This window comes from Escherichia sp. GZ89 (genome assembly GCF_019366485.1).
Classification (GTDB): Bacteria; Pseudomonadota; Gammaproteobacteria; order Enterobacterales; family Enterobacteriaceae; genus Escherichia; species Escherichia fergusonii.
Genome location: NZ_JAEOHX010000001.1, coordinates 319,631 through 331,254, shown reverse-complemented (window position 1 = coordinate 331,254; position 11,624 = coordinate 319,631). Strand labels below are relative to the sequence as shown.

Annotated in this window: 10 protein-coding genes; 4 read left to right on the top strand and 6 right to left on the bottom strand. The window is 50.1% G+C overall.

The window, feature by feature from the left end; translation table 11 throughout:
* Positions 1-13: 13 nt before the first annotated feature.
* Positions 14-1,321 (top strand): thiosulfate sulfurtransferase YnjE, encoded by a 1,308-nt coding sequence (gene ynjE / locus K0335_RS01610; protein WP_219393702.1) that lies wholly within the window; start codon positions 14-16, stop codon positions 1,319-1,321.
* Between the two features lie 8 nt (positions 1,322-1,329).
* Here the strand turns inward: ynjE and K0335_RS01605 are convergent, their stop codons facing one another.
* Positions 1,330-1,950, bottom strand: coding sequence for a CDP-alcohol phosphatidyltransferase family protein (locus tag K0335_RS01605; protein ID WP_046077499.1), 621 nt, complete (start codon positions 1,948-1,950; stop codon positions 1,330-1,332).
* A gap of 239 nt (positions 1,951-2,189) precedes the next feature.
* Here K0335_RS01605 and K0335_RS01600 point away from each other — a divergent pair, with 239 nt between their 5' ends.
* Positions 2,190-2,603: a pyrimidine (deoxy)nucleoside triphosphate diphosphatase gene (locus tag K0335_RS01600; protein ID WP_046077498.1), complete on the top strand. Its 414-nt coding sequence runs from the start codon at positions 2,190-2,192 to the stop codon at positions 2,601-2,603.
* Here the strand turns inward: K0335_RS01600 and K0335_RS01595 are convergent.
* The gene (locus K0335_RS01595; RefSeq protein WP_001245247.1) at positions 2,563-2,838 is read right to left on the bottom strand and encodes a YnjH family protein; all 276 of its coding nucleotides are present in this window, start codon (positions 2,836-2,838) and stop codon (positions 2,563-2,565) included. The two genes, K0335_RS01600 and K0335_RS01595, sit on opposite strands and share 41 nt — an antisense overlap.
* Before the next feature lie 350 nt (positions 2,839-3,188).
* Here K0335_RS01595 and gdhA point away from each other — a divergent pair, with 350 nt between their 5' ends.
* Positions 3,189-4,532, top strand: a complete 1,344-nt coding sequence (gene gdhA, locus K0335_RS01590; RefSeq protein WP_046077497.1) for an NADP-specific glutamate dehydrogenase — start codon at positions 3,189-3,191, stop codon at positions 4,530-4,532.
* 116 nt (positions 4,533-4,648) lie between these two features.
* Here gdhA and K0335_RS01585 read toward each other — a convergent pair whose 3' ends face one another.
* The 4 genes from K0335_RS01585 to K0335_RS01570 form a co-directional block, all read right to left on the bottom strand.
* Entirely contained in the window at positions 4,649-5,689 is a 1,041-nt protein-coding gene (locus K0335_RS01585; RefSeq protein ID WP_104919685.1) for a DUF1266 domain-containing protein, read from the bottom strand.
* Between the two features lie 127 nt (positions 5,690-5,816).
* Complete coding sequence (gene topB, locus K0335_RS01580; protein WP_104919684.1) at positions 5,817-7,772, bottom strand: DNA topoisomerase III; 1,956 nt, start codon at positions 7,770-7,772, stop codon at positions 5,817-5,819.
* A 4-nt stretch (positions 7,773-7,776) separates the two neighbouring features.
* Entirely contained in the window at positions 7,777-8,820 is a 1,044-nt protein-coding gene (gene selD / locus K0335_RS01575; protein WP_024256863.1) for a selenide, water dikinase SelD, read from the bottom strand.
* A gap of 116 nt (positions 8,821-8,936) precedes the next feature.
* Positions 8,937-9,488 (bottom strand): NAD(P)H nitroreductase, encoded by a 552-nt coding sequence (locus K0335_RS01570; protein ID WP_219393701.1) that lies wholly within the window; start codon positions 9,486-9,488, stop codon positions 8,937-8,939.
* Positions 9,489-9,648: 160 nt separating this feature from the next.
* On the opposite strand from K0335_RS01570, the gene sppA reads away from it, so the two are divergent.
* On the top strand, positions 9,649-11,505 hold the full coding sequence (gene sppA, locus K0335_RS01565) for a signal peptide peptidase SppA (protein ID WP_001259888.1): 1,857 nt from the start codon (positions 9,649-9,651) through the stop codon (positions 11,503-11,505).
* Positions 11,506-11,624: the final 119 nt, after the last annotated feature.

Genomic DNA, 11,624 nt, shown 5'->3' with positions numbered 1-11,624 from the left:
GTCGGGATTTTCGATGAAACGTGTTTCTCAAATGACCGCGCTGGCAATGGCTTTAGGGCTGGCTTGCGCTTCTTCGTGGGCCGCTGAACTGGCGAAGCCTCTTACTCTTGACCAGCTTCAACAACAAAATGGCAAAGCGATAGATACTCGCCCCAGCGCGTTTTATAACGGCTGGCCACAAACCTTAAATGGCCCTTCCGGTCATGAACCTGCCGCCTTAAACCTTTCTGCTAGCTGGCTCGACAAAATGAGCACCGAACAACTCAACGCGTGGATCAAGCAACATAACCTGAAAGCCGATGCTCCGGTGGCGCTGTACGGTAATGACAAAGATGTCAACGCCGTCAAAACGCGTCTGCAAAAAGCAGGCTTTACGCATATATCCATTTTGAGTGACGCGCTAAGCGAACCTTCCCGTCTGCAAAAACTGCCGCACTTTGAGCAGCTGGTTTACCCGCAATGGCTACATGACCTGCAACAGGGTAAAGAGGTTACGGCGAAACCTGCCGGTGACTGGAAAGTCATTGAAGCGGCCTGGGGCGCTCCTAAGCTTTACCTTATCAGCCATATTCCCGGCGCGGATTACATCGATACCAATGAAGTGGAAAGCGAACCGCTGTGGAATAAAGTCTCTGATGAACAACTGAAAGCGATGCTGGCAAAGCATGGCATTCGTCATGACACCACGGTGATTCTATATGGTCGTGATGTATACGCAGCAGCGCGTGTAGCACAGATTATGCTCTATGCAGGGGTGAAAGATGTGCGCCTGCTGGACGGCCGCTGGCAAACTTGGTCCGACGCGGGACTGCCTGTTGAGCGCGGAACGCCACCGAAAGTGAAAGCTGAACCGGATTTCGGCGTGAAGATCCCGGCGCAACCGCAGTTGATGCTTGATATGGAACAGGCCCGTGGGCTGCTGCATCGCCAGGATGCATCGCTGGTGAGCATTCGTTCGTGGCCAGAATTTATCGGTACGACCAGTGGTTACAGCTATATTAAGCCAAAAGGTGAAATAGCCGGAGCCCGTTGGGGACACGCTGGTAGCGACTCGACGCATATGGAAGATTTCCATAACCCGGATGGCACCATGCGTAGCGCCGATGATATTGCCGCTATGTGGAAAGCATGGAATATCAAACCAGATCAGCAAGTTTCATTCTACTGCGGCACCGGCTGGCGCGCCTCAGAAACCTTTATGTATGCGCGCGCAATGGGCTGGAATAACGTCTCCGTATATGATGGCGGCTGGTATGAATGGAGCAGCGATCCGAAAAATCCCGTAGCAACCGGTGAGCGCGGCCCGGAAAGCAGCAAATAACATTGCAATTACTGGCGCTGGAGCGACTTCAGCGTCAGATACCCACTCCACACCCGCGTAAAGGTCGTCATCCAGCACAACGCACCAAATACCCACGCAAACCACGGAAAATAAGCTGGCAAGAGGCAACTCAGAACAAACAGCAAAATCGTCTCGCTGCCTTCGGTTAACCCGCCCAGATAATAAAACGATTTATGCGCATAACCGGGATTATCAATCTGATGTTTCGCTGCCAGCGCAGCAAAAGCGAGAAAACTGCTGCCCGTGCCGATAAACGCAAACAGCAGCCAGCCGCCTGCCAGGGCGTTTTGCTCCGGTGAGGCGAGGATAAACCCAAAAGGCACCAGCGCGTAAAAAAGAAAATCGAGAGAAATATCGAGAAAGCCACCCGCGTCGGTAAGTCCTCTTCGCCGCGCCAACGCGCCGTCCAGACCATCAAGCAGCCTGTTCAACAAAATGACGATTAGCGCCGCCAGATACCAGCCCAGCGCCAAAAACGGTAATGCCAGCACTCCAATAGCAAAACCGATCAACGTTAAGCCATCAGGGGTAATGGCAGGTTTATCCAGTAGCCGTACACATTGGTGCAACAACGGTTTTATCCGTGGATGAAGATGACGGTCTAACACGGGCGTTCCTTAATCATAAAACCCTTCTGATTGGGCAAATGAGCAGATCTTATAAGGCTGATGACAAACACAAAATTGCCAGATGCGCTACACATATCAGCCTCTACATGATCTCCGCAATCTGTTAAATTTACTCGTTTTGCAGACCGGGTAATACATTCACGCCGCATCCGGCATGAACAAGCGCACCTGGTCAGCAATCTGATATTATGGCATTTTTGTGACTTATTCGTGTAGCTATGAAAACAATCGATGTTGTTGCCGCCATTATCGAAAAAGATGGCAAAATCTTACTGGCTCAGCGCCCCGTTCATACAGATCAAGCCGGTTTATGGGAATTTGCCGGAGGTAAAGTGGAAGCGGGAGAAAGCCAACCGCAAGCGTTGATACGCGAGTTGCATGAGGAACTGGGGATCGACGCTCGCCCTGGTGACTACATTGCCAGCCACCAGCGGGAAGTCTCCGGGCGTATCATTCATCTTCATGCCTGGCATGTTCCTGAGTTCTACGGCACATTACAGGCCCATGAGCATCAGGCATTGGTCTGGTGTTCACCTGCAGAAGCAATGTGCTATCCGCTGGCACCTGCCGACATCCCACTTCTGGAGGCATTTATGGCTTTACGCGGCGCCAGACCAGCGGATTCGTACTGAGAGTTTTCTCATCACGTTGGCACTGCAAGAGAACACCTTCCACTTTAATGACCGCGCCTTCTGAGTAGTTTTCGTCCTGGTAGATACAACATTGATTACATGGCGCAGAACGCTGACCACCAGAGCTGAAAACCTCTGCGGGCACATTCACTTCTACATCAGGGCGATACTGTGGATTAGCGGATGCAGCAACGGGCAATATCAGAAGACCAAAAAACACCGTTAAATTGCGCATGGATATTCCTTATAAAAATGCAACTTGCCTTAATACACTCTAAATAATTCGCGTTGCAGAACAACGCTTGCGTCGGCCCTGGGTTCATTGATGGGACGAATCCCCCGCAGATGAAGCACATGCAACTTGAATTATGATGAGTATATAACGGCATTACGTTGGGTAAACTTTACCCTCTACACATCATCGTTTTTGGTTATGACCCCTTTTGCGTTATTAATTTGCTTAGCATAGTCATTTTTTTCTTGCTTACCGTCACATTGCTGATGGTATAGTCGAAAACTGCAAATGCATTGAATAACAAACAGCATCAATAACATCACTCTAATATATAAGGGGTTTTTATATCTATGGATCAGACATGTTCTCTGGAGTCCTTCCTCAACCATGTACAAAAGCGCGATCCGCATCAGACCGAATTCGCGCAAGCCGTTCGTGAAGTAATGACCACCCTGTGGCCGTTTCTTGAGCAGAACCCACGTTATCGTCAAATGTCATTACTGGAACGTCTGGTTGAACCAGAGCGTGCCATCCAGTTTCGCGTAGTTTGGGTTGATGATCGCGGTCAGGTACAAGTTAACCGTGCATGGCGCGTTCAGTTCAACTCCGCTATTGGTCCGTATAAAGGCGGTATGCGTTTCCACCCATCTGTAAATCTTTCCATTCTTAAATTCCTTGGCTTCGAGCAAACCTTCAAAAACGCCCTGACCACTCTGCCTATGGGCGGCGGTAAAGGCGGAAGTGACTTCGATCCTAAAGGTAAAAGTGAAGGCGAAGTGATGCGTTTTTGTCAGGCACTGATGACGGAGCTTTATCGTCATCTGGGGCCAGACACTGACGTTCCGGCAGGCGATATTGGCGTAGGCGGTCGTGAAGTTGGTTTTATGGCGGGTATGATGCGTAAGCTTTCTAATAACAGCGCTTGCGTATTTACGGGTAAAGGTCTCTCTTTTGGCGGCAGCCTGATTCGACCAGAAGCTACTGGTTATGGTCTGGTGTACTTCGCTGAAGCCATGCTGAAACGCCATGGTCTGGGCTTCGAAGGAATGCGTGTTTCGGTATCCGGCTCTGGTAACGTTGCACAGTACGCAATCGAGAAAGCCATGGAATTCGGTGCCCGTGTGATCACCGCTTCTGATTCCAGCGGTACGGTCGTGGACGAAAGTGGCTTTACCAAAGAGAAACTGGCGCGCCTTATCGAAATCAAATCCAGTCGTGATGGTCGTGTTGCAGATTACGCCAAAGAGTTTGGTCTGGTGTATCTCGAAGGCCAGCAGCCATGGTCTGTTCCGGTTGATATCGCTCTGCCATGCGCCACTCAGAACGAACTGGATGTCGAAGCCGCTCAGGTTCTGATCGCCAATGGCGTGAAAGCGGTCGCGGAAGGTGCAAACATGCCGACCACCATCGAAGCTACGAACCTGTTCCTTGACGCAGGTGTACTGTTTGCCCCGGGTAAAGCAGCCAATGCTGGTGGCGTAGCGACCTCTGGTCTGGAAATGGCGCAGAACGCTGCTCGTTTAAGCTGGAAAGCCGAAAAAGTTGATGCTCGCCTGCATCACATAATGCTCGATATTCACCATTCTTGTGTGGAATACGGCGGCGAAGGCAAGCAGACCAATTACGTACAGGGCGCGAACATTGCAGGCTTTGTAAAAGTAGCCGATGCAATGTTGAATCAGGGCGTGATTTAAGTTGTAAATGCCTGATGGCGCTACGCTTATCGGGCCTACAAATGGGCATAATTCATTGCAATTACGCTCTAATGTAGGCCGGGCAAGTGCAGCGCCCCCGGCAAAATTTCAGGCGTTTATGGGTATTTAATGGATGATGTTCCCCAGGGAACATTTCTGATGGGCCAACGGCATTTCTTACTGTAGTGCTCCCAAAACTGCTTGTTGTAACGATAACACGCTTCAAGTTCAGCATCCGTTAACTTTCTGCGATAGCAGCAGATATGCCAGTAAAGAAATCCCATTAGACTATTTTTTTGATAATCTTCTTCGCTTTCGAACAACTCGTGCGCCTTTTGAGAAGCAATCATTATATAATGCCAGGCCAGTTCTTCTTCAATTGTCCCGTTTTGAAAAGCTGTGCTCGATATCGAGATCATCCATGATAATTCCGCCGCCCATATTAGCTTCGCCGAGGATTTACCGGAGCGATGATTAGCGCAATCATAGATATAGTCTGAGGGGAAAACAGCAAATTTATTCAACAAGGCGATAACCTGCTCTGAGTCTTCCTCCATGTTCGCTTTAAAGGTATTGGCTCCATGGTCGCCAGAAAGAAAATGCTCCATTAAGGCACAATAACTTTCGCTATCTTCGATACCCCATTGATCCTCTAAAGACTCGCGTCTTTTACTGATGATATCGACCGAGTCAAAAGGAAGCACATGATATTGAAAGGTATCTTTGCCAGATTCAGGCTTTCGCGGCCAGAACTCCAGCGTTTCAGACCATTGCTTATGATAGAATCGATAAGGTGCGATCAATTGTAGCGCCTGTAATTTCTTGATACTGAGCGGCTCAATACCTTTAGCCTGATAATAATGCAGTTGTTCTTTTTTTGCTTTAAAACCGGCCCGAACAATAAGACTCATCATAATTAATAGATAAAGAAAAGAGCATCCCGCGATAATCAAGCCTCTTTCATTCAAACCGTTGGATGTTATAGCTGCGAATACAAACATTAGAGCGACAACACATGTTAAATAAAACCCCCACTTACAAAGCAGCATGGCCTTATTTTCTTTAATCATCCGTTCAAAATTACTATTAAATATTTCCCAGCCATTGAAAGAATACTTCTCGCTCCCAGGATGGTTTTGTAATAAAACTTTATTCATTACATTCCCTGTTATTACATACTTTAGAGGCGATAATTTTATCCATGCAAAAAAAATATCCAACGAATTTTCTTGATCCGCTGGATATTTCAGAATATGACTCGAATAGCACGAAAGATTCGCGCGCTTACGCTATCGCCCCGCTTCCAGCTTCATCTGCTGGCGGGCTTTTTTTCGCTGCTCGCTTACGTGATGAAGTCTTTTTATTTCCTTCTCCGCCATCTGGAGCCACTATGCCGCGAAACTGCCGCACCGGCGTACGTTTGGCCTGATCAATCAACTGGTACAACGTCCCCACCAACGGTTGCATAAAGTCCTGATAGCGACACTGCTTTTCGCTGATTTGCGTCAGCACCGATTCCCAGTGCGCGGTCATGTCCGGTCGCGTAGCCATTTCTGGCAGCGAATGGAATAACGCTTTTCCGGCGTCGGTGGAGTGGATATAGCGCCCTTTTTTGGTCAGAAAGCCACGCTTGAACAACAGTTCAATAATCCCGGCACGGGTTGCTTCTGTCCCCAGACCATCGGTGGCACGAAGGATCTTTTTCAGATCTTTGTCCTGCACAAAGCGCGCGATCCCGGTCATCGCCGAAAGCAGTGTTGCATCGGTAAAATGACGCGGTGGCTGCGTTTGCCGCTCTACCACTTCGCCTTTTTCACACAGCAACTCATCGCCTTTCGCCACCACAGGCAGCGGCGTACCGTCGTTTTCTTCATCGCGCTCTTTGCTGCCTAACAGCGTGCGCCAGCCTGCTTCAGCTAGAAAACGGGCTTTAGCGACAAATTTGCCTTTGGCTATTTCCAGTTCGATAACACACTTGCGGAACACCGCATCCGGACAGAACTGCATCAAATACTGACGAGCAATCAGGTTATAGACCTTCGCCTCGTTTTCCGTCAGGTTGATGGCAGAACTCCTCGCGGTCGGGATGATGGCGTGGTGCGCATCGACCTTTTTGTCATCCCAACAGCGGTTGCGCAGATCTGGATCTACCACTGGTTGCGGCAACAGATCCGGCGCATGGACGCTGATAGCATTCATCACCGCGTGGCGTCCGGCAAAATGTTCTTCTGGCAAATAGCGACAATCGGAACGCGGATAAGTGATTAACTTGTGCGTTTCGTACAGCTTCTGGCAAATATCAAGCACATTCTGCGCGCTCAGACCAAAGCGTTTTGCCGCTTCAATCTGCAACGCCGAAAGCGAAAACGGCAGCGGCGCGGATTCTGATTCCCGTTTATCGTTATAGCTGGTGACAATAGCCGGTTGACCACTGATGCGGTTAACTACATGCTCCGCCAGCGGACGATGTAACAAGCGCCCTTCTTCATCCTGGTACGGTTCACACGCTTCGCTCGGTTGCCAGATAGCGGTAAACCGCTCATCGGCAGGTGTCACGATATGCGCTTTGACTTCAAAGAAGTCTTTCGCCACGAAGTTTTCAATCTCTTCATCGCGGCGCACCACCAGCCCGAGCACGGGCGTCTGCACGCGTCCCACGGAAAGCACGCCCTGATAACCCGCATTACGACCGAGAATGGTGTACGCGCGGGTCATATTGATGCCGTATAACCAGTCGGCTCGTGCTCGCGCCAGCGCAGAAACGCACAGCGGTACAAACTCGCTATTGGATCGAAGACGATCGATCGCCCGCTCAACCGCCTGCGGGTTCAGGTCGTTTATCAAGCAACGTTGTACCTGCTGGCGCTTTTCCGGTGCCAGTTGCAGATAGTCCAGCACTTCATCAACCAGCAACTGCCCTTCACGATCCGGGTCTCCGGCATGAACAATTTCGCTGGCTTCATGCAGGAAGCGTTTGATGACATTAAGTTGTTTGGTCACGGAGGGTCGGGGCTGTAATTGCCACTTTTCCGGGACAATGGGGAGATCAGCCAGATTCCAGCGCGCATAGCGGCTGTCGTAGGTGTCTGGCTGCGCCTGCTCAAGCAGGTGACCGATACACCAGGTCACCACCTGACCATTGCCGCACTCGATAAAGCCATCGCCTTTCCGGTGTGGTTTGGGCAGGACATCAGCAATGGCGCGCGCCAGACTCGGTTTTTCGGCAATAAACAACCGCATCGACTTAACGAATCTCAACCATGGCACGACCGCCGCGCGCTGGCACTAGTTCGCCAATCGCCGTCAGTTCAATGCCAAACTCGGCGGCTGTAACTTTGACCTCATTTTCTGCTTCCGGCATAACCGCCAGCAGCAGACCGCCAGAAGTTTGCGGATCGCACAGTAGATCGCGCACTTCACGCGGCATTTCACCCATCAGATGACCATAGCTGGCAAAGTTGCGTTCGGTGCCGCCAGGTACTGCGCCCAGCTTAATATACTCTTCAACACCCGGCAGTTTCGGGATCGCCTCATAATCGACGCGCGCCTGCACACCAGCACCCTGACACATTTCGCTCAAATGGCCCAGCAGACCAAAACCAGTAACGTCGGTCATCGCTTTTACGCCTTCGATATTGGCAAAGGACGCGCCTGCAATATTCATCCGGCACATCACTTCCGTCGCCAGTCCCTGATGTTCCGGTTTCAGCAGCGATTTTTTCTCGGCTGTGGTGAGAACGCCTATCCCCAGCGGTTTCGTCAGGAACAGTTTGCATCCGGCTTGTGCGGTGCTGTTTTTCTTCACCCGCTCGGTCGGTACGATTCCCGTCACCGCCAGACCAAAAATCGGCTCAGGCGCATCGATAGAGTGACCGCCAGCCAGCGCAATACCCGCCTGACGACATGCATAACGTCCACCTTCGGTTACTTCGCGGGCAATTTCCGGGGAAAGTTTGTTGATCGGCCAGCCGAGGATCGCAATCGCCATAATCGGTTTGCCACCCATCGCAAAGATATCGCTGATGGCGTTAGTCGCCGCAATGCGGCCAAAATCGAAAGGATTATCAACGATCGGCATAAAGAAGTCGGTGGTGCTGATGACACTGGTGCCATTGCCCAGATCGTACACCGCCGCATCATCGCGGGTTTCATTACCCACAAGCAAATTCGGATCAACAAACTTCGCCTGTTCACTGTGGAGGATGGTTTCCAACACTTTTGGGGAAATTTTACAGCCGCAACCTGCACCGTGACTGTACTGGGTCAAACGAATCGAGTTCTCGCTCATGGACATCTCCTGTCAATGCAATCGGGGTATGGTAACCCTCATTCCGTTATGTAGTAAGAGAGAGTGTCCGGATTCTGGAGCCTTTGCTCAGAATCCAGACAGTTTCCAGGATATTTTTAAAAATATGTGACGAAAGGCGCCGGGTCTGGCACGTTAATTGTCGTTGAGGCTTTCAGTTGTGGCGTACCCAGATAGAGAAAACCGACGATTTTATCGTCTTCACCACAGCCAAATGCTTCACGAACGACCGGACTTTCAGTTAACGCCCCGCTACGCCAAATCCCCCCAAAACCTTGTGCCACTGCTGCCATCTGCATTGCCATAACAGCACATCCCGCGGACATTTCTTGCTCCCAACGTGGAACTTTATGATTTTGCTGGTATTTCGCAACCACGGTAATAATCAGTGGCGCACGAAAGGGGGCATTACGCGCTTTATCAACGGCTTTTTCATCGCTATCGGCTGCCAGCGCACCTTGTTCCAGAACAGCACTAAAACGTTCACGTCCTTCGCCCTCAATAACAAAGAAATGCCACGGTTGCAGGGACTTGTGGTCCGGTGCACGCATTCCGGCACACAAAATATTTTGCAGTTGTTCACCCGCAGGTGCAGGTTCTGCCAGGCGAGAAGCGCTACGGCGGTTAATCAGCAGATCAAGTGCATCCATTTTGTTAACTCCTGTCATGGTGTTTATTCACAAAATTAACACGGACGCAGAATTTGTTACAGCGCAGACAGTGATTCCTGCTGACAAGAGGCAACCTGATCATTACGATAGCCACATCTTATGCGTCTGTACCAGACGTAATTTTACGAAGGGAGAATACATGCGAACCCTATGGCGATTTGTAGCCGGATTTTTTAAATGGACATGGCGACTGCTCAACTTTGTCCGTGAAATGGTCCTTAATTTGTTATTTATTTTCCTGGTGCTGATCGGTGTCGGTATCTGGATGCAAGTCAGCAGTAATGGCAGTAGCGACTCCGCCAGTCGGGGCGCATTGCTGCTGGATATCTCCGGTGTAATTGTGGATAAACCCTCCAACAATCACCGACTGGGGGTGATTGGTCGCCAGTTATTTGGCGCCAGCTCTGAACGTCTGCAAGAAAACTCATTGTTTGACATCGTTAATACGATTCGTCAGGCGAAAGATGACAGCAATATCACCGGAATTGTGTTGGATCTGGAAAACTTTGCGGGTGCAGATCAACCGTCGATGCAATATATCGGCAAAGCACTACGTGAGTTCCGTGACAGTGGTAAACCCGTGATTGCTATTGGTGAAAGCTATACCCAGGGGCAGTATTATCTGGCCAGTTTCGCCAACAAAATCTGGCTTTCCCCTCAGGGCACGGTTGATCTACATGGTTTTGCAACTAATGGCCTGTACTACAAATCCCTGCTCGATAAGCTGAAAGTCTCCACTCATGTATTCCGCGTTGGGACTTATAAATCAGCTGTTGAACCATTTATTCGCGATGATATGTCTCCGGCAGCCCGTGAAGCTGACAGCCGCTGGGTTGGCGAACTGTGGCAGAACTATCTCAACACTATTGCCGCCAATCGGCAAATTTCTGCCCAACAAGTCTTCCCCGGTGCCCAGGCGATGATTGCTGATCTGACTAAACTGGGCGGCGATACTGCACAATACGCACTCGACCATAAACTGGTTGATGCGCTGGGCTCCAGTGCTGATGTCGAAAAAGCACTGACCAAGCAATTTGGCTGGAGCAAAGCCGATAAAAATTATCGTGCGATCAGTTTCTATGACTATGCGTTGAAAACTCCAGTGAAAACACCAGAGATGATTGGTGTGGTCTTTGCCAACGGCGCGATTATGGACGGTGAAGAAACACCGGGTAATGTCGGTGGTGACACTACAGCAGCGCAAATCCGCGATGCACGTCTTGATCCAAAAGTGAAAGCGATTGTATTGCGTGTTAATAGCCCAGGCGGAAGTGTCACGGCTTCAGAGGTCATTCGTTCCGAACTGGCTGCAGCGAAAGCAGCGGGTAAACCGGTGGTAGTGTCGATGGGTGGAATGGCCGCTTCCGGTGGTTATTGGATCTCCACGCCGGCTAATTACATCATCGCCAACCCCAGCACGCTGACGGGTTCTATCGGTATTTTTGGGGTAATTAATACCGTTGAAAATAGCCTTGATTCCATTGGCGTTCACACCGATGGTGTATCCACTTCTCCACTGGCGAATATGTCTGTTACACAGTCATTACCCACAGAAGTGCAGCAGATGATGCAGTTAAGCATTGAAAATGGCTATAAACGCTTTATCACTCTGGTCGCCGATGCGCGTAAATCAACACCAGAACAGGTAGACAAAATTGCGCAGGGTCACGTATGGACTGGCGAAGATGCCAAAGCAAATGGTCTGGTCGATAGTCTCGGTGATTTCGATGATGCGGTTGCTAAAGCGGCTGAGCTGGCGAAGTTGAAACAGTGGAGTATCAATTACTATCAGGATGAACCGACGTTCTTCGATATGGTTGTCGATAGCATGTCTGGTTCCGTTCGCGCAATGTTACCGCAGGCTATTCAGGCGATGCTTCCGGCACCGCTGGCAACAGCGGCAAGTGCGGTAAAAGCTGAAAGCGATAAACTGGCAGCATTTAATGATCCACAAAATCGTTATGCATTCTGCCTGACCTGTGCCAACGTGCGTTAAATCAGCAAATTATGTGGCCAATGAAATTCTTCTGCGGCCACATTTTTTTGTCTCCAGAATCAGACTGTTTTTCACGGCATAACAAGACTAGAGTGCCTTCGCTCAGGTGAAAATCAATG

Coding starts and splice junctions, on each gene's coding strand:
- gdhA (WP_046077497.1), top strand. CDS start 3,189: ATGGATCAGACATGTTCTCTGGAGTCCTTCCTCAACCATGTACAAAAG.
- K0335_RS01570 (WP_219393701.1), bottom strand. CDS start 9,488: ATGGATGCACTTGATCTGCTGATTAACCGCCGTAGCGCTTCTCGCCTG.
- sppA (WP_001259888.1), top strand. CDS start 9,649: ATGCGAACCCTATGGCGATTTGTAGCCGGATTTTTTAAATGGACATGG.
- K0335_RS01585 (WP_104919685.1), bottom strand. CDS start 5,689: ATGAATAAAGTTTTATTACAAAACCATCCTGGGAGCGAGAAGTATTCT.
- ynjE (WP_219393702.1), top strand. CDS start 14: ATGAAACGTGTTTCTCAAATGACCGCGCTGGCAATGGCTTTAGGGCTG.
- K0335_RS01600 (WP_046077498.1), top strand. CDS start 2,190: ATGAAAACAATCGATGTTGTTGCCGCCATTATCGAAAAAGATGGCAAA.
- selD (WP_024256863.1), bottom strand. CDS start 8,820: ATGAGCGAGAACTCGATTCGTTTGACCCAGTACAGTCACGGTGCAGGT.
- topB (WP_104919684.1), bottom strand. CDS start 7,772: ATGCGGTTGTTTATTGCCGAAAAACCGAGTCTGGCGCGCGCCATTGCT.
- K0335_RS01595 (WP_001245247.1), bottom strand. CDS start 2,838: ATGCGCAATTTAACGGTGTTTTTTGGTCTTCTGATATTGCCCGTTGCT.